17 protein-coding genes and 1 tRNA gene are annotated in these 17,926 nt (G+C 64.6%); 8 read left to right on the forward strand and 10 right to left on the reverse strand.

Annotated elements, in window-relative coordinates; genetic code table 11:
• Positions 1 to 25 precede the first annotated feature (25 nt).
• The 4 genes from L0C21_RS11145 to L0C21_RS11160 all read left to right on the forward strand — a co-directional run bounded on the left by L0C21_RS11145 (position 26) and on the right by L0C21_RS11160 (position 4,090).
• Positions 26 to 1,255: an HlyC/CorC family transporter gene (locus L0C21_RS11145; RefSeq protein ID WP_259278418.1), complete on the forward strand. Its 1,230-nt coding sequence runs from the start codon at positions 26 to 28 to the stop codon at positions 1,253 to 1,255.
• A gap of 120 nt (positions 1,256 to 1,375) precedes the next feature.
• Complete coding sequence (gene fmt, locus L0C21_RS11150) at positions 1,376 to 2,293, forward strand: methionyl-tRNA formyltransferase (protein ID WP_259278419.1); 918 nt, start codon at positions 1,376 to 1,378, stop codon at positions 2,291 to 2,293.
• Positions 2,294 to 2,302: 9 nt separating this feature from the next.
• Complete coding sequence (gene truA, locus L0C21_RS11155; protein WP_259278420.1) at positions 2,303 to 3,091, forward strand: tRNA pseudouridine(38-40) synthase TruA; 789 nt, start codon at positions 2,303 to 2,305, stop codon at positions 3,089 to 3,091.
• Positions 3,092 to 3,301: 210 nt separating this feature from the next.
• Positions 3,302 to 4,090 carry an MHYT domain-containing protein gene (locus L0C21_RS11160; RefSeq protein ID WP_259278421.1) on the forward strand — a complete coding sequence of 263 codons (789 nt, stop codon included), beginning with the start codon at positions 3,302 to 3,304 and terminating at the stop codon, positions 4,088 to 4,090.
• Positions 4,091 to 4,188: 98 nt separating this feature from the next.
• On the opposite strand, the gene radC is transcribed toward L0C21_RS11160, so the two are convergent.
• The 3 genes from radC to sfsA are packed head-to-tail and all read right to left on the reverse strand — an operon-like array spanning position 4,189 to position 6,504.
• Complete coding sequence (gene radC, locus L0C21_RS11165) at positions 4,189 to 4,875, reverse strand: RadC family protein (RefSeq protein WP_259278422.1); 687 nt, start codon at positions 4,873 to 4,875, stop codon at positions 4,189 to 4,191.
• Entirely contained in the window at positions 4,868 to 5,707 is an 840-nt protein-coding gene (map, locus tag L0C21_RS11170; protein ID WP_259278423.1) for a type I methionyl aminopeptidase, read from the reverse strand. Before map ends, radC begins: the two co-directional genes overlap by 8 nt.
• Positions 5,704 to 6,504, reverse strand: coding sequence for a DNA/RNA nuclease SfsA (gene sfsA, locus L0C21_RS11175; protein ID WP_259278424.1), 801 nt, complete (start codon positions 6,502 to 6,504; stop codon positions 5,704 to 5,706). Before sfsA ends, map begins: the two co-directional genes overlap by 4 nt.
• Before the next feature lie 50 nt (positions 6,505 to 6,554).
• Here sfsA and L0C21_RS11180 point away from each other — a divergent pair, with 50 nt between their 5' ends.
• The 3 genes from L0C21_RS11180 to L0C21_RS11190 all read left to right on the forward strand — a co-directional run bounded on the left by L0C21_RS11180 (position 6,555) and on the right by L0C21_RS11190 (position 8,153).
• Positions 6,555 to 7,310: a competence/damage-inducible protein A gene (locus L0C21_RS11180; protein ID WP_259278425.1), complete on the forward strand. Its 756-nt coding sequence runs from the start codon at positions 6,555 to 6,557 to the stop codon at positions 7,308 to 7,310.
• A gap of 151 nt (positions 7,311 to 7,461) precedes the next feature.
• Positions 7,462 to 7,842 carry a hypothetical protein gene (locus L0C21_RS11185; protein WP_259278426.1) on the forward strand — a complete coding sequence of 127 codons (381 nt, stop codon included), beginning with the start codon at positions 7,462 to 7,464 and terminating at the stop codon, positions 7,840 to 7,842.
• A gap of 223 nt (positions 7,843 to 8,065) precedes the next feature.
• Positions 8,066 to 8,153 (forward strand) — tRNA-Leu (locus tag L0C21_RS11190).
• Between the two features lie 115 nt (positions 8,154 to 8,268).
• Here L0C21_RS11190 and L0C21_RS11195 read toward each other — a convergent pair.
• The 6 genes from L0C21_RS11195 to L0C21_RS11220 all read right to left on the reverse strand — a co-directional run bounded on the left by L0C21_RS11195 (position 8,269) and on the right by L0C21_RS11220 (position 15,877).
• Positions 8,269 to 9,348 carry an acyltransferase family protein gene (locus L0C21_RS11195; protein ID WP_259278427.1) on the reverse strand — a complete coding sequence of 360 codons (1,080 nt, stop codon included), beginning with the start codon at positions 9,346 to 9,348 and terminating at the stop codon, positions 8,269 to 8,271.
• Positions 9,349 to 9,540: 192 nt separating this feature from the next.
• Positions 9,541 to 10,461, reverse strand: coding sequence for a PEP-CTERM sorting domain-containing protein (locus tag L0C21_RS11200; protein WP_259278428.1), 921 nt, complete (start codon positions 10,459 to 10,461; stop codon positions 9,541 to 9,543).
• A 159-nt stretch (positions 10,462 to 10,620) separates the two neighbouring features.
• On the reverse strand, positions 10,621 to 11,331 hold the full coding sequence (locus L0C21_RS11205) for an NnrU family protein (RefSeq protein ID WP_259278429.1): 711 nt from the start codon (positions 11,329 to 11,331) through the stop codon (positions 10,621 to 10,623).
• A 145-nt stretch (positions 11,332 to 11,476) separates the two neighbouring features.
• Entirely contained in the window at positions 11,477 to 12,781 is a 1,305-nt protein-coding gene (locus L0C21_RS11210; RefSeq protein WP_259278430.1) for an amidohydrolase family protein, read from the reverse strand.
• Positions 12,778 to 14,226 carry an amidohydrolase gene (locus L0C21_RS11215; protein WP_259278431.1) on the reverse strand — a complete coding sequence of 483 codons (1,449 nt, stop codon included), beginning with the start codon at positions 14,224 to 14,226 and terminating at the stop codon, positions 12,778 to 12,780. The genes L0C21_RS11210 and L0C21_RS11215 overlap by 4 nt, the downstream gene beginning before the upstream one ends.
• 4 nt (positions 14,227 to 14,230) lie before the next feature.
• Positions 14,231 to 15,877, reverse strand: coding sequence for a peptide MFS transporter (locus L0C21_RS11220; protein WP_259278432.1), 1,647 nt, complete (start codon positions 15,875 to 15,877; stop codon positions 14,231 to 14,233).
• A 407-nt stretch (positions 15,878 to 16,284) separates the two neighbouring features.
• Here L0C21_RS11220 and L0C21_RS11225 point away from each other — a divergent pair, with 407 nt between their 5' ends.
• Positions 16,285 to 16,878, forward strand: a complete 594-nt coding sequence (locus tag L0C21_RS11225) for a nitroreductase family protein (protein ID WP_259278433.1) — start codon at positions 16,285 to 16,287, stop codon at positions 16,876 to 16,878.
• A 40-nt stretch (positions 16,879 to 16,918) separates the two neighbouring features.
• Here L0C21_RS11225 and L0C21_RS11230 read toward each other — a convergent pair whose 3' ends face one another.
• On the reverse strand, positions 16,919 to 17,854 hold the full coding sequence (locus L0C21_RS11230; protein ID WP_259278434.1) for a MerR family transcriptional regulator: 936 nt from the start codon (positions 17,852 to 17,854) through the stop codon (positions 16,919 to 16,921).
• Positions 17,855 to 17,926: the final 72 nt, after the last annotated feature.

A 17,926-nucleotide genomic window follows, 5' to 3' on the forward strand; every position in this document is an offset into this window, starting at 1 on the left:
TCAGACTGACCAGCAAGGCGCGGCCATGACCCTGACCGACATCGCCCTTCTCGGCGCGGCGTTCGCCCTCATTCTCGCCTCCGCCGTGCTGGAGACGGCGGGCATGAGCCTTGCGGGCTCGTCGGCCTCCCGTATCCATCGCATGGCGCGGGAAGGCGACCGCCGCGCCCTTCGGGCCGAGAAGCTGCTGGGCCAGCGCGACCGGCTCAACCGCGCCGCCATCCTCGGCGCGGTGCTGCTTAACACGCTGGCGGCATCACTCGTCACCTTCGCGCTGGCGGATGCCTTCGGGACCGCCGCCGTTCTCTATGCGGCGCTCAGCGTGACGGCGCTGGTGTTCCTGCTGGCCGAGGCCCTGCCCCGCGCCATCGCCCCCACCCGGCCCGAACCGCTGGCCCTGCGGCTCGCCCCAGCGCTGGAGATCATCGCCCGCCCGCTCGGGCCGCTGGCCGACGCGCTGGTGCGCCTCATCCGCCGCCCGCTTGCCCGCCTGCATGTGGGCGGCAACGGCAACGCCCCGGCCTATGGCCCGATGGATGCCATCCGACGGCTAGAGGGCATGATCGACCTGGACGAAACCCTCGCCGACGACGTGATGGTCCACCGCCGCTCGGTCGAGATGCTGGACATCGCCACGCCGCCCGCGCAGATCGTCCGCATCGTCACCCGCTCGCGCCACACCCGCCTGCCGGTCTACCGCGACGACCCGGACAACATCATCGGCATCCTCCACAGCAAGAACCTGCTGCGGGCGCTCGCCAAGCGCGGCGCGCGGCCGGAAACCCTCATCATCGGCAAACTGCTGAGCCCGGCGTGGTTCGTGCCCAACACCACATCCTTGCGCGAACAGCTGAACGCCTTCATCGCCCGCCGCTCCCAGTTCGCGCTCGTCGTTGATGAGTATGGCAGCTTTCAGGGCGTCATCACGCTCGCCGATATTCTCGCCCAGGTGCTGGGCGATATCACCGACACCGAGGACCGCCCCACCCCGCAAGGCGTTATCATCAACGACAACGGCAGCCTGACAGTCGAGGGCACCGTCACCATCCGCGACCTCAACCGCCGCTTCGGCTGGGACCTGCCGGAAGACGACGCCAACACCATCGCCGGACTGCTCATCAATGCCGTCCGCGTCATCCCGGTCAAGGGCCAGAGCTTCACCTACTATGGCCTGCGCTTCGACGTGCTGGAGCGCCGCCGCAACCAGATCACCCAGCTGCGCCTCACCCCGCTGGGACGTGAAACGGTGGTTTAGAGGTTTTGTGGTTCGGTTTGATTGCAGGAGGGACTGGATCCCCTGCAAAAACCTGCAAAAAGAAAGCAGAAGGCTTTAGATAGCCCGACCGCACCAGCACGTAATAGGGGACCAACCGCCATGCGCCTTGCCTTCATGGGAACGCCGGACTTTGCCGTTGCCGCGCTTGATGCCTTGCACGCGGCGGGCCATGAGATCGTGTGCGTTTACACCCAGCCGCCGCGCCCGGCCAACCGGGGCAAGTCGCTGACGCCAACGCCAGTGCACAGCCGCGCCGAACAGCTGGGGATCGAGGTACGGCATCCACTGAAGCTGCGCGGCCAGCAGGCGGAACTGGCGGCGTTCCGGGCGCTGGATCTGGACGTGGCGGTGGTCGCCGCCTACGGCCTCATCCTGCCGCAGGAGGTGCTGGACGCGCCCAAATACGGCTGCCTCAACATCCACGCCTCGCTGCTGCCGCGCTGGCGGGGGGCCGCGCCCATTCACCGGGCTATCGAGGCGGGGGATGCGGAGACCGGCATCACCATCATGCAAATGGATGCCGGACTGGACACCGGGGCGATGCTGCTCAAGCGCGCAACTCCCATTGGCGCGAAGGAGACCACCGGCCAGTTGCACGACCGGCTGGCGGCCATGGGCGCAGAGATGATCGTCGAGGCGCTCGACAAGCTGCCCGCCCTCACGCCGGAACCCCAGCCCGAGGAGGGCGTCACCTACGCCTCCAAGATCGACAAGGCGGAAGCCAAGCTCGACTTCACCCAACCGGCCGCCGTGCTGGAGCGCAAGGTGCGGGCGCTCAATCCCTTCCCCGGCGCCTATGCAGAGCTGAATGGCGAGCGCATCAAGGTGCTGGCCGCCGAGGTTGTGCCTGCCAAGGCGGGGGCCGAGCCCGGCACCGTGATTGACGAGCGCATCACCATTGCCACGGCTGACGGCGCGCTGCGGCCGCTCGTGCTGCAACGGGCGGGCAAGCAGGCGCTGGAGGCCGAGGCCCTGCTTCGCGGCTTTTCCATTCCCTCCGGCGCGCGGTTCGGTTAACGGGGACGCATGACCCGTTTCCGCCTGACAGTTGAGTTCGATGGCCGCCCGTTCATGGGCTGGCAGTTTCAGGAGCACGGTCCCTCGGTGCAGGGCGCGCTGGAAGAGGCCGTCTACAAGATCACGGGCGAGGAAGCGCAGGTGATTGCAGCCGGGCGGACGGATGCGGGCGTCCATGCGCTGGCCATGACCGCGCATGTGGACATCGAAAAGCCGTTCACGCCCTTCAAGCTGCGCGAGGCGCTGAACGCCCGCCTGCGTCCCGACCCGGTCGCCGTGCTGGAATGCGAGATTGCCGAGCCCGACTTTCATGCCCGCTTCTCGGCGACCAAGCGCAGCTATCGCTACCGCATCATCAACCGCCGCGCGCCGCTCACCTTCGACAAGGGCCTTGCCTGGCAGGTGGCCGTGCCGCTCGACCATGAGGCCATGCACGCAGCAGCGCAAATTCTCGTCGGCAAGCACGACTTCACCACCTTCCGCTCAGTGCACTGCCAGTCCGCCTCGCCCTTGAAGACGCTGGACAAGCTCATCGTCTCCCGCTGGGGGGACGAAATTATCGTGGAAACCGAGGCCCGCTCCTTCCTCCACCATCAGGTGCGCTCGATGGTCGGCTGCCTCAAGCTGGTGGGCGAGGGCAAGTGGACGGCGCGCGACCTGGAAAAAGCGCTCCACGCCTGCGACCGCGCCGCGCTCGGCTTCAACGCTCCGCCGGATGGTCTCTACTTCGTTGCCGCTGGCTACGAGCCCCTGCCCGCCGCCGCTGCCGACGAGCCGCTGGGCGAGGATGACGAGTAGGCACAGCCGAAATTACCCCGGCATAGCAACAGCATGGCAGCTGAAATCGCCCTGCTGAGACCTCAAAAAAAACAATTCGGTTAAATTTAAATAAACCGCAAAATCCCGCTTTTGGGACATTACTTACAACTAACAACTAATGTTTACTTAATTTAAGTATTTTTGCGATTTAATCAAATTGTGCGGACATCTCCGGCGTTCTGGAGGGTTATGATGATTTACACCGTGATGACATGCCTGCAGGAACAGCATGATATACGGTTCGTCGTCGCCGCTATCCTGATCTGCATCCTGTCCAGCACCACGGCAGTGCATCTTCTCGGGAACTGCCATAGCCTGCACTTTCCCTCCATTTCCACCAAGCTGCTGCCGGCCATCTGCGTGACCAGCATCGGCATCTGGGCCACGCACTTCGTCGCCGTCCTCGGCTACGACACCGGCCTTGATACCTGTTACAACCTGGCAATCACGGGAATAGCCGCGCTGTTCTCATTCGTAACCGTTGCCTTCGGCATGGTGTTCGGCGTCTTTTTCAACTCCGTGCTGTCCTATGCCCTTGGCGGGCTGTACCTCGGGCTTGGCATCGCGGTGATGCATTTTCTCGGCATGTTCGCCGTTCAGGTGCATGGCTGGATGGTGTTCCACCTGCCCTATACCATCTTCGCCATCGTTGCCGGCTGCCTGCTCTCGGCCCTGGCGTTTGCCGCCTTCGCCTGCATCCGCTCCACATGGCGCTATCCCGTCGCCAGCTTCCTAATGGTCGTGGCGGTCTGCACCCTGCACTTCATCGCCATGAGCTGGACGGAATTCATCCCGTCGCCCGATCCGGTAAACATTGCGGATGGCATCAACGGCACGGTGCTGGCAATTGTGGTGTTTTCGCTCTGGGTCTTCGTCACCGTCATCGCGCTGGCTCGCCATTGGTCTTTCAGCCTGGACGAAGCCGACCAGCTGCCGGCAGGCCTGACCGCAGAACACAATACGCCGCAGCAGATTTAAGGCACGGCCCAGGCGGGCAACCCAAACCGCGCAAATGCCGGCAAACTAAAAATGCGCCGCGTTTTGCCATGGCACGAGCGCAGCCGCTGCCCGCCCCCTTACATCAACCCCAGCGCCTTGAAGCTCTTGAAGCCGGATTTGCCCACGATGACATGGTCGTGCACGGTGATGCCGAGCCGGCGGGCGGTCTCGATGATTTCCTTGGTCAGGGAAATATCATCTTGCGAAGGGGCAGGATCGCCGGAGGGGTGGTTGTGGACGAGGATGAGGCCGGTCGCGCCAATATCAAGCGCTCGCTTCATGATCTCGCGCACATAGACGGCCGTGTGGCTCACCGTGCCGTGGGACATCACATCATCACGCATAATCATGCCGCGGCCGTTCAGGAACAGCACACGGAAGCGTTCACGAATGCCGTGGGCCATGTCAGCATGCAGATAATCGAGCAGGGATTGCCAGCTGGAGAGCACCGGCTGCTTGTGCACCGCCGCCTGAAGCATGCGGACGGCGGAAGCCTCGATGAATTTGATGCCCGCCACCGCCGCCTCGCTGACGCCGGAGGCCATCAGCACGTCCGGCTCGGCGGCGACCACGGAGGAATAGCTGCCGAAGGTCTCGATCAGCCGCTTGGCCAGCGGCTTGGTGTCCCGGCGCGGGATGCACAGCCCCAGGATGTATTCCAGCAGTTCATGGTCGTGGAAGGCGTCGGCCCCGCCGTTCAGCAGCCGCTCGCGCAGCCGCTGCCGATGACCGACGCCATACGCGGGAGCATCCGCCTCAGACATTATACGGCGGCGCGTTTAGCCCCGCCGGAGATTGGGTGAAGATCTCGCAGCCATCCTCGGTGATGCCGATCATGTGCTCGAACTGGGCCGAGAGCGAGCGGTCGCGCGTCACGGCCGTCCAGCCATCATCCAGCACCTTCACGTCCGGCTTACCGAGATTAATCATCGGCTCGATGGTGAAGAACATGCCCGGCTTCAGCACCGGGCCGGTGCCCGGCCTGCCCACGTGGATGACGTTGGGCGCCTCATGGAACACCCGGCCGATGCCGTGGCCGCAGAAGTCCCGCACCACCGAATAGCGCAGGCTCTCGGCGTGGGTTTGAATGACATGGCCGATGTCCCCCAGCGTGTTGCCGGGCTTGGCCGCCTCGATGCCGCGCATCAGGCACTCGTAGGTCACCTCCACCAGCTTGCGCGCCTTCAAGGGCACGTTGCCAACGAGGAACATGCGGCTGGTATCGCCGTGCCAGCCGTTCAGGATCACCGTCACATCGATGTTGGCGATGTCCCCGTCCTTCAGCCGCTTGCTTCCGGGAATACCGTGGCACACCACATGGTTGACCGAGATGCAGATGGACTTGGGGAAGCCCCGGTAGAACAGCGGCGCCGGCACCGCGCCGCGGGAGACGATGAACTCGTAGGCCGCGCGGTCCAGATCGTCCGTCAGCACGTTCGGCTTCACCATGGGGGTGAGGTAGTCGAGAACCTCAGCCGCCAGCCGCCCGGCCGCGCGCATGCCCTCGAAGTCCTCGGGCTTGTGAATGCGGATGGCAGAGGCCGGCGTGAACTCGTCCAGCTCCTCATCCGTGTCGATGTCGGTTTCCGTATTCATAAACCTTTACTTCGCCCTTGCCGCTTCATCCTGCAAGCCCCCTTGAGGTCGGAACAACGGGCAGGCAAGGCCAGCCGTTCCGCCCATTCGGGTAGGGGCTCCCTATAGCGCCAGCGGCACCGCGCCCGAGAGGCAGATTTCCTGGGGGAAACCGCGCAGGCATAGGCATAGGCCTCAACGCCCGCCGCACGCGCCCTGGCCAAGCCATCCGCATAGGCCGGGTCGATGTCCGCGGCGACGGTAAAGCAATCGCAGTCGCTGCGCTGGATGAGATAGAGCATCACCGCCCGGTGGCCCGCTGCCACCTGCTCGGCCAGTTCCGCCAGATGCTTGGTGCCCCGCGCCGTCACCGAATCGGGAAACTCCGCCCGGCCTTCCCGCCGCAGGGTCACGTTCTTCACCTCGACGAAGCAAAGGCCCTTCCCGCCTTCCAGCAGAAGATCGATACGGCTGTTCTTGCCGTAGGGCACCTCGCGGCGCAGCGAGTCATAGCCCGAAAGCTCCGGGATGAGCCCGGCGCGGATGGCCTCCTCGACAATACGGTTGGGGTGGCTGGTGTTGATGCCGACCAAGCCCCCCTCGCACTCCTCTGCCTCCCAGCGCCAGGCCAGCTTGGCCTTGGGGTTGCGGTTGGGGGAGAGCCACACCCGGCTGCCCGGCACCGCCAGCCCCATCATCGAGCCCGAGTTGGCGCAGTGGGCGGTGACGACCTCGCCCGTTTCCAGCTCCACATCGGCCAGGAACCGCTTGTAACGCCGCACGAGTTTGGCCGGCACCAGCATTTCTTCAAAACGCATAAGCTTTTTTCAGCCTCCCCAACGCCAGGCTTTTCCACTAAACCAGAGCCATGACCCCGCCCGACCGCATCTACACCGCCGCGCTTGTCATTATCGGCGATGAGATTCTCTCCGGCCGCACCCAGGATGCGAACTTGGCGTACCTTGCCAAGTGGCTCAATGTCCAGGGAATCCGCCTCAGGGAAGCCCGCGTGGTGCCGGATATTGAGGCGGAGATCGTGGAGGCAGTGAACGCCTGCCGGGCGCGGCACGACTACGTGTTTACCACCGGCGGCATCGGCCCCACGCACGATGACATCACCATCGACGCCATCGCCAAGGCCTTCGGCGTGCCGGTGATCGTGCATCCGGAAGCCGAGGCGATGCTGCGCGCCTATTACGGCGACGCGCTGACCGACGCGCGCCTGCGGATGGCCCGCGTGCCCGAGGGGGCGGAGCTGGTCCCCAACGCCTTAAGCGCCGCGCCGGGCATTCGCATCAAGAACGTCTACATTCTTGCGGGCGTGCCGGGCGTGGCCCGCGCCATGCTCCATGCGCTGGACGGCAGGCTGGAGGGCGGCAGGCCCGTCCTCTCCCGCACCATCGGCGCCAAGGTGGGCGAGAGCACCGTGGCCGACCTGCTTGCCGCGACCGAGGCCGCCCACCCCGGCGTGCAGGTGGGCAGCTATCCCTTCTGGCGGGGCGGCGAGCCCAACGCCAATTTCGTTATCCGCTCCACCGACCCGCAAGCGATGAACCTTGCTGCCGAGGCGATTCTGAAGGGTCTTGCCGAGATGGGGCTGGACCCGGTCGACGGCGAAATCTAGCCCGGCCTTTGTTGCTTGGCGCAAACGACCAAGTGCGCCCTACCCTGGCGCTTCCCAACCTGATGATCCGCGCCAGAGCCTTGGATTGTTCAGCCTCGGTTCATACGCAAAACCATTAAATGGCGATAACAGTTCACTGGAGGTGTATCCCATGCGTAGCCTCAAAGTCGCCGTTACTGCACTTGTCACCGCCAGCATTGCCCTGGGCGCGGCAGCCCCCGCCTTTGCCGACCGGGATCATGGCAAGCACTGGCGCAAGCATGACCGCGTTGTGGTTATCGACCGCCGCGACTACCGCCGCGATCGCCATTACTACGCACCGCCGCGCAAGGTCGTCTACGTGCGGGACCGCCACTATTACGCCCCGCCGCGCGAGGTGGTCTACGTGAGGGAGCGCGATCGCCACTACTACCGCGATTACGACCGCCACCATCATCACCGCGACCATGACGACAATACCGGCGAGGTTCTGCTGGGCGTCGGCCTGGGCGCTGCGGCGCTGGCCGGAATTTTGGCCGCCACCAACGATTAAGGCGGCAAACAGCACCGGGCGGGAAGCCGGGCTTCCACATCGCCTCGCCTGATGTGCGGACAGTTCGGAGGAAGCGAGGCCCCGCCACCTGCGGGCCTCGCTTCCTCCCACGAGCTTACGCCCCCGCGTAAGCCCCCGAGCCGGGGCGTGGCGTATATCACGCCCCGGCTTCCCTTCCTTCCCCACCCACTCTATAACCTTTCGCCAGCAGGCCTTCATGGCCGCCCACGTGGCGAAATGGTAGACGCAAGGGACTTAAAATCCCTCGATCCGCGAGGATCGTGTCGGTTCGAGTCCGACCGTGGGCACCACTGTCACATCATCCATGGCAAGGGGCGTAGGGCCGCTGATGCGGCCGCCGCTCGTGCGTGGCTTGCGCGCATGAACTGCTCGCCCCACTGGCGGGGACGGCCCGCCCGGCGTTCCTCACGCCCCGATGAGCTGGCGGCTGTGCTTGGGAAAGAGTTTCTGCACCGCCCAGATGATGGCAACGGATGCGGCCAGCACCACGATGGCGTGCAAGAAGAACAGCAGCACGCTCGGCGGGAACAGGGCGGTTGATTCCGCCCCGACCCAGGACTTGCCGCCCGCCATGGTCCACAGCAGGCGGAAGGCGGAGATGAAATAGGCATGGACGAAGAAGATGCCGAAGCTGACGTGCGCCACATAGTCCAGCCGGTTGCCGATCTTCCCCGACAGCGCCTTGAACAGCACAATCAGGATGGGACAAAGCAGCAGCTTGAGGAGGATTTGCAGGCTGCCCGCCTCAACGGGAGCTTCCACCAACGCCGCATAGCAGGCTGCCGAGGCTGCAACGGCCAACAGCAGGTATTTGCGGCTGAGCGCCTCGGCCTGGGTCCGGAAATGGCTGAACGCCATGCCGAACAAATAGGCCGGCAACAGGTAGATGGCCTTGTTGATGGGACCCCATGCGCCGTCGCGCCCCAGTTCAACCGACAGGATGACAAGCAGCGGGATCACCCAGTAGAACATCGGCCGCCGATCCAGCGCCAGCAGCAAGGGCGCGGCCAGGTAATAGAGGGCGATGGTGGGGACAAACCACAGCGGCTCCAGATGCTTGCCGGTCAGGTAAAACAGGCCGACCTGCTGCCACGCGGGCAGATCATAGAACCACCGCCACATCCCCTCCTGCGGGATGAACCACACCGAAATGACAATCGCCGGGATGGAGACAAGCAGGTAGGGCAGCAGCACCGTCTTGAACTTCTGCCGCAGATACGCGCCATACGCGAACCGGCCGGAGAGATATTGAAACAGGTAGCCGGCGATGAAGAAGAAGAACACCGAGGCCTGATTGCACACCGTGTCGACCAGTTGCCCCGCCAGCGGCCGGCGCTCCCACTCGAAGCTCGGGACGGAATGCGCGCCCACGATCAGGCAAATGGCAACGGCGCGAAAGATATGGATATGTTGCTGAAATTCACGAGAGCGGACAGGCTTTTCCATGACCTGCTGGGCAGGCCGCAACTCGGCAGTGGTCGGCATAAAAGTCGTCTCGCTGTCAGTTTCTGTTTCTATGCAGAGCCCGCGCGGAGGAGCGCCTCTGAAAGCCCACCCAACAACACCGCAATAAAACAACTATAGATTGATACGGTTGCCATAGCCCAAACGATGTGGGGCAGCAACAACCATAGCCATTGCCGCCCCAACCCGGTGCGATGTCCGAAAAGGAGCAGGTCAGGCGCGTGATGCTCCCGCTTCGCGTCGGCGCGTCAGCCGTGCAACGCCCAGCAGCCCTGCGCCAAGCAACGCCAGCGCGCCGGGTTCCGGCACGGCGAGATGCTCGACGCTGGTTCGCCACTCGACATCAAAGCTGACGCCGAAGTGGGCATCCTCCAGCCAGCCGAGGGAGACAGGCTCTCCGGTTTCCGGATCTTCCCACTCCAGATAGCCAAGCTCCTGGGACGTGAGGATGTTCATTCCGCCGCCGCCGGTTTCCCGGCCAAAGGAGGCAGGCCACAGGAATTGAACGGGCCAGGAAGGAAGGGATGAATATTCCTCGATCCCGACCGCCCCGCCGCTGCCGTTGCTCTGTATTCCAATGATTTCATCGGCTTCTGCATCATAAAGGTAGACGCAGCAGTCCACCACCAGACCGTCGATCGGCTCGAACAAAGAGTCCTCGCCAATCAGCTCGCCGGTGAGCAGATCCAGAATTGGGCCTCGGCTCATGCCGCTCTCCCAGCCGTCCCAGATTGGAGACGTGCCGCCCCCAGCCCGGTCCACCTGCGCGAAGCTGGCAGCCGAGCCCGGACATGGCGAGCCCAGGCTGGAGCCTACCGCGTCGAAGGTGATGCCGCCGAAAACCAGCTGAGGAGTGCCTTGCGGGCAGAATTCCCGATTTAGGTCATTCGAGTGCTGCTGCCAGCGCACGGTCAGCCGGTCGCCCACATTCCACGGCAGAATGGGCAGGTCGGCCGTCGTCAAATCACGGACATAGTTCTGGTTCGCATCCAGCAGGCGGCCGGAGGCCGATACGCTGCGGACGGTCGCGATCATTTCCACCGTCGCGAAGTACGGCTCGATCGCCCCAGCCAGAGCAACACCACTCCACAGGAACGCGACAGACGCTACAACTCCCCGAAGCGCCTTGTGCATGGCCTGTCCCCCTTTGGGTTGATGAATGCACCTGGGGACAGGGATGCAAAATCTTCGCCAGTCGTTAAATGCTTGAAACCAAAAAAGGGCGCTGCCGGCGCGCGCCCCTGCATGTCAGATATTTCGACACCCGTGGCGTCAGAATTTCCGGCGTTTCGCCTAGGACCAGAAGGCGAGCGCAGGCGCGCCGAACAGGGCCTCGTGAAGATAGGTGAAGATGACGAACAGGGAGATGCCGCCCACCACCACGAGCCAGCCGGGCCATGCCGTGCGCCAGGGCAGGCGGCCCGTGATCTGGGCGTTGAAGGGAATATAGGCGGTGCGTGCCGCAAAATCGTGCCAGGCCGGGCCGAACTCGACGGCCTTGCGGCGGTCCTGCAACGCCGCGCCGACAAGAGCGAGAATGGCAATGCCGAGGCAAAGGAAGATCGTTGCCGCATCGCCGTTCACCAGCGCGTGGCTGATGGCCCACAGGCCGAAGCCCCACATCATCGGGTGGCGGGTGATGGCAACGACGCCGCGCGGCGCCCCCGACAGGCGGGGCGCAGCGGCTGCGGCCTCGCCATGGACGCCGACGGAGCCCATCAACGTGGGATTGGGCTGAACCAGGGAGCCGAGAAACAGGATGAGCGCCAGCAGCATCAAGACAACGCCGACCGGATAAGCGAACGCCGGCGGCTCCCACAGGGAAACCGCCGGCGCCTTGCTGTACGCGATAACAACCCAGACCAGGGTGAGGGTGGCCATCAGGGCGTAGAGGCCCTGGAACCCCCGCTGCCCAAGGGCCTGTATCAAGGGGTGCCGCAGGGGATGGGACAGGAGGAAGTGGCCTCCCACAAACGCAACCAATGCGATGATGAGCTGCGTCATACCTGTCCCCTCTCCCGTTTCAAGAGCCCTGCCCCATCCCTTCGGGACGGATCATGGCCCCGCCATGGTGACTTCTCCTTGAGGGCAGGCCGTGACCGGCCTGCCCGGAAAGGACCCTCACGCCTCCTGCGGGCCTGGACCTGCCTCAGTAGCGATACTGATACGGCAGGTTCTTGCCTTGCAGGCCAAGGTAGCGATCCCGCAGCTTGGTCTGGCGGGATTCAAGGCTCACCTCGTGACCGGCGATGATCACGTTGGTCGGCGCCTGCCGCAGATCAAACGGATCGCCACTCCAAACCACAACGTCGCCCACCTTGCCAGGCTCCAGCGTACCAAGCTGCTTGTCCACGCCGAAGATCTTGGCAGGGTTGAGGGTAACGGTCTTCAGAGCGTCCTCCCAGTTGAGGCCGGTGCCGCCCGGAACGCGGGACTGCCCCACCAGGTTGGCTGCGTCCTGAACCACCAGGCGAGCCTGGTGCGCCTCGTCACGCGCCATGGTGCCCAGCGCCACCGTGACCCCCGCAGCGGCCATGCGGCCCGCGTTGTTCATGGTGGAGCCCAACTGCTCGAACGTCGTCGGCAGGTTCTGGAGCGCGTTGATGACCACCGGAATGCGGGCCTCAGCCAGCTCGTTGGCGACCATCCAGCCTTCCGATGCGCCAAGAATGACGATCTTCAGCTTCGGGAACTCCTTCCGCAGGCCAATCACGTTGTGGATGTCCACCGCGCGCTCGGCCCACACCAGCACCGGCATGTCGCCGTTCAGCACCGGCTGCAGCGCCTGCAGGTCCGCTCGGTTGTAGACCGGCGAGCGCGAACCGCCCGTGTTCACGAAGTCGGTCTTGGAGAGGTCGCGAGCTTCCTTCAGGGCATTGATGAACTCGGCGTAGGCCGCCGGACGGCTGCCGCCGCCCAGCTCACCGCCGTGCTCGCCCAGCGCCACGAACTGGAAGGCGCGCGGCTTGAACACCAGGTCGTTGGAATCGCCCAGCTGGATGAGCGCGCCCTGCCCGCCGAACACCGACTGGTTCGGCTGCGGCGACACCACGGCGCGGGTGACGCCGTCAACGCGGGTCACCGCGATCGGCACGGCCTTCGGGTTCACGGCATAGCTCACATCGAGCGAGGCCGTGTAGCTGGAGCCACTGGTGCGGATGTCGTTGCTTTCGCGCACGGCAGCCACGTCGGCCAGGCCCAGCGCCGTGAAGGCGTTGAACAGACCCGGCGTGACCTGCTTGCCCTTCGCGTCGATGACGCGCGCGCCCTGAGGCACGGCAACGTTCTGGCCGACGGCCACGATCTTGCCGTCACGGATGACGACCGTACCGTTCTCGATGGGCGTGGGGTTAGCAACGGTGTGCACCGTGCCGCCCACGATGGCGATGGTTTCGGCCTGGGCTACGGACACGCCGGAGGCCAGGGCCAGGGCAATGACAGCCGCCCGCATCATTTCGCATCTCCTTCGCCGGGCTGACCCAGTTCGAAGTCAGAAACCGGACGCAACTTCGGATTGTTGGCATCGAACAGCAGCGCGCCGTCGACCCACACCTTCTCGGCGCGGCTGTAGGCGCTGAACGGATCGCCGTTCCACAGCACCACGTCGGCCATCTTGCCGTTCTCCAGGCTGCCGGTCTTGTCGGCGATGCCCAGAGCTTTGGCCGGGTTGAGGCTCAGCCACTGCCAGGCCTCGGCCTCGGAGATGTTGATGCCAGCGCGACGGCCAGCGCCCAGGGCCTTGGCGGCTTCCTGGTTCAGACGCTGCACGCCGTTGGGATCATCCGAGTGCACGATGGCGCAGGCGCCAGCGGCATGGACCATCGGGATGTTTTCCTTGATGCCGTCGTAGCCTTCCATCTTGAAGCCCCACCAGTCGGCCCACAGGGCCGCGCAGATGTGCTCCTTGGCGAGCAGGTCTGCGATCTTGTACGCCTCGACGGCGTGGTGGAAGGCCGTGACCTTGTAGCCGAACTCCTTGGACATATCGATGACGTTGGCCATCTCGTCCGCCCGGTAGCAGTGGTTCTGCACCAGGATCTCGCCCGACAGCACGCCGGCCAGGGTTTCAAGCTGCAGGTCGCGGGACGGCGCTTCCGCCTTCTCGCCCTTCTCAACCTTCTCGTTGTAGGCGTCCCACTTGCGCTTGTATTCCTGCGCCTTGGCCCAGGTCTGGCGATCAACCGCGAAGTTGCCCATGCGGCTGCCCGGCGCCTGGCCCTTGCTGCCGTAGACGCGCTTCGGGTTCTCGCCGCAGGCCATCTTCAGGCCATAGGGAGCGCCGGGGAACTTCATGCCCTGCATGGTGCGCGACGGCACCAGCTTCAGCGTCACGGAGCGGCCGCCGAACAGGTTGGCCGAACCGGGCAGAACCTGAACCGTGGTCACGCCCGCTGCCAGAGCGCGGGTGAACTGCGGATCCTGCGGCCAAACAGCGTGCTCGGCCCAGTCCTGGGACGTCACCGGACCGGTGACCTCGTTGCCGTCGGCATGGGCCTGCACTTCCGGCGCCGGATAGTCGCCCATGTGGCTGTGCGCGTCGATGACGCCCGGCGTCACCCACTTGCCGCGACCGTCGACCACGACGGCGTCCGCCGGCGCCTCGACGGTCTGGCCCACCGCGACGATCTTGCCATCGCGCATGAGGATTTCGCCATTCTCGATCTGGCCGCCCTTACCGTCCAGAATCGTTGCCCCCCGGATGAGCGTCGGCACGCTGGGATACGGCTTGTAGGTCGAGGGATACGGGTCCTTGTTGATCCGCACCACCGACGCATCAGCCGTGGCAGCGCTTGCCCCGGCCTTGTTCGCGGCGGCGGCCTGGCCGCCACCGGTTTGACCGGTGGTGGCGCAGGCGCCGAGCGCGACCAGCGCACTCATCGTTAACAGAATGTGCTTCATCGTCTCAGTTCACTCCATGCATACCGCGCTTAAGCAGCGGCGAAATGACCAGCATGAAAATCCCGAAGCCGACGGCGAACAGACCAACCTCGTTGAAGGTCTGCGCGTAGACGGCAAGGGATTCATGCGGGTTGACGGCGCCGCCGACGGACTCGACGGCAGCGCGCTCACTGATGAGGCCAACGACGTACTGGCCAAGTGAGGTCGACAAAAACCACATGCCCATCATCAGGCCGACGACGCGCGGCACCGACAGCTTGGTGATCATGGACAGGCCCACGGGCGACAGGCACAGCTCGCCCATGGTGTGGAGCAGGTAGGCCGCCGCCAGCCACACCAGCGCCACCTGGCCGTTGGCGTCGGCGGTGTCCATGGCATAGACCAGCAGCAGGAAGCCGAGCCCCACCTGAACGAGGCCGAGCGAGAACTTCACCGGGGTCGAGGGTTCCAGGCCCCGCTTCTGCAGCATGGACCAGAAGATGGCGAACACCGGCGCCAGGCTGACGACGAACAGGGCGTTGAAGAACTGCACCTGATCGGCGGGCATGACCCAGCCGAACACCTCGCGGTCGGTGTTGCGGTCCGCGAACAGGGTGAGCGTGGTGCCCGCCTGCTCGAACAGCGACCAGAACACGATGGTCGACATGCTGAGCACCACCGCCACGATCATGCGGTTGCGCTCCACCGAGCCGCACTTGAGCACGGCATAGAGGATCATGGCGATGTAGGAGCCAAAGCCGAAGGTGGCGAGCAGGATGCCCACCAGCTCGTTCTGCTGCACCAGGATCCATGCCGGAACCAGCGCCGCGAAGGCCAGCACGTAGATGGTCCAGCGCAGGCTGAGCCCGGCGAAGACCTTCTTGACGAGAGAGGTCGGATTGGGCGCCTCGCCGTAGCCTTCCATGATGCGGTCGCTGAAGGTGGCGATGGCCCAGGCGATGGTCATGCCGACGCCCGCGGCGGCGAACGCCACGTCGAAACCGAAGTTCTGGCGCAGGTTGGGCAGCAGGATCTGGCCGAGAACCGAGCCGAGGTTGATGCCGATGTAGAAGATGTAGAAGCCGTTCTCGCGCCGCTTGTCCTGCGGCGAATAGAGGTCGCCCACCACGGTCGAGATGTTCGGCTTGAAGAAGCCGTTGCCGATGATGACGAATGAAAGCGACAGGTACATCAGGTACAGGAAGACCTGGTTGCGTTCCACCGGCAGGCTGTAGCTGCCCTGGGCCAGGGTCGTCTCCGGCGCAGTAGCCGCCTCGCCCGTGCCGCGCAGCACGACGCTGCCCTCCATGCCGGGCAGCAGCCGCATCCGCGCGCCGTCCACCGTGACGAATTGCTCGGTGCGATCGTTGCCCACATCGACAATTTCGATCGGGTAGCGGCCATTGTTGTATTCGAGGAACTGCTGGGTCTGTGGACCGCCGAAGGCCAGGCCGAAATAGCCGAGCATCATCATGACGGCGCCGAACTTCACCGCGCCGCGCGAACCAAGATAGCGGTCGGCGATCATGCCGCCGATCAGCGGGGTGAGGTAAACCAGAGCCGTGTAGCTGGCGTAGATTCCGGCGGCCTCGCCGTCATCGAACAGGAAATGCTTGGTCAGATAGAGAATGAGGATTGCCCTCATGCCATAGTAGCCAAAGCGCTCCCACATCTCTGTGGTAAAGCAAACGAGGAGCTGTCGCGGATGGCCAAGCCATGTGCCCGCTCGCGTAGCTGCAGCGCCGCCCTCTGATGTCATTAGGATCTCCCTGAGATTGTCGAACCGCCCATTGAAAAGGCCCGTAAACAAGCATTATCGCCGAACGGCGAAGCGCTCAGCCTATAAAGCCAACGGATGCTCGACAATAGTAACGGTCTTTACAGACCGCGCATGGACGGTCCGCCCCCTTGCCCCCTGGTATTTTTAATTCACACACATCAGCAGATGAACGGGAGATGAACCACGACCGTTGCGACGAAGCGCACCTTTGCCGCGATGGATTGCATTTCGACGTTTCGCCCCCGCGTGGTAGCTCTGCGCGCTCGCGTTTTTCAATCTCTGCCGCGAAAGGCTGGACCATGACCGTTTTCAATGACCGCACCTCCGCCCTCAGCCTGCTGCTCACCCGCCGCTCCGCCAAGGCGCGCGATCTGGCCGGGCCGGGGCCGAGCGAGGCGGAACTGCGCCAGATCCTGACGGTGGCGGCGCGCGTGCCGGACCATGGCAAGCTGGCGCCGTGGCGGTTCGTCATCATCCCGCAGGAGCAGCGGGACGCCTTCGGCGAGAGCCTCGTCGCTTCCCTGAAGGCCGAAAAGCCGGAGGCTTCGGAGGTGGAGGTCGAGGCCCAGCGCCAGTTCGCGCGCCAGGCCCCGACGATGATCGCGGTGCTCAGCCGGGTGAAGCAGGACATTCCCATTCCCGCCTGGGAGCAGGAACTCTCCGCCGGCGCGGCGTGCCAAAACATGCTGCTGGCCGCCCATGCGCTCGGCTACCACGCCAACTGGCTGACCACCTGGCCCGCCTATTCTGAGAAGGTTGTCGCCCTGCTCGGCGGCGAGCCGGGAGACCGCATCGCCGGGTTCATCTTCATCGGCACCGGCACCCGGCCGGATGAGGAGCGCCCCCGCCCCAACCTCGATGCCATCACCACCCTCTGGTCCCCGCGCGGCTGAGCCGCGCCCAGGCGCATCGCCCGCCTGATTGACCGACCAATCAGGCGGGCTGCGCGACGAGCTGCGTCATGGCGTTGGTGAGCCAGCGCCATTCAGCGCCGGAGGTGGTCGCGGTGTCGCTACCGCGCAAAATGGCCTGCAGCTCATGATAGCGTACCGAGCGGGCGTGATATTTGCGGTATTGGCCAAGATGCCACGCCAGGAACGCCTCGTCCGGCTCTCGCCGCATACACCTGGCCGAACGTTCCAGCCACTCCTGCGCCAGCGCCCGGCCGGTCTGGGAGGTCGGCTCCGCCCCCGCATCCATGGCCACGCGCACCTTGGCGAAGATCTCCTCCGACGCCGCGGCATAGGCCGCCGCATCGAACCCATCCGTCCAGACACGCGCCATGTCGGCGCGCATGGCGTCGATGTATGCCTCGTCGGACAGGATGCTCATGATCTCGTTCCAGGCATCGATCTGCTCGGGCGTTGGCTCCTCCGGCAGATCGGGCGTGTTGAGTTCGATCATGCGCTGCCTCCAGGCATCGTCCATCGGGGTGCCTTCGGCCACCTTATCGACGAACCGCTCCACTCTCGCCCGGAACTCGGCTTTGGACATGCTGGTCATGGTCCATAATCTCCTCAGATCGCGTTCGCTTGGATCGGGTATCCGAAGCGTCGCCCGCAGCACGGCGGCGACCCGGCGCTGGGAGGCAATCTCGGCTTCAAGCGTCTCCAGGCGCATCTCGAGCACGGCTTTCAGCGAAAGCCGCCGTGCCAGGATGCTCTTGATGACATCAAGGCCGATGCCTGCCTCCCGCAACGCCCGAATCAAATCGAGCTGCGCCGCATCCGCATCGGAATAGACCCGATATCCGCTGAAAGTCCGTGTTCTCGGCGGCAGCAGGCCTTCGTCGGAGTAGAAGCGGATACGCCGCACCGAGACGCCGCTGAGGCGCGCAAGCTCGCCGATCGTGTACAGTTTCTCAGCCATGTCGCGGTCCTACGGCCTCCAGTCGGTGGAGAGTCAACGTGCCTTTTACAAAAAGAAAAAGCAGGCGAAGCC

Source organism: Pedomonas mirosovicensis (genome assembly GCF_022569295.1).
Taxonomy (GTDB): domain Bacteria; phylum Pseudomonadota; class Alphaproteobacteria; order Sphingomonadales; family Sphingomonadaceae; genus Pedomonas; species Pedomonas mirosovicensis.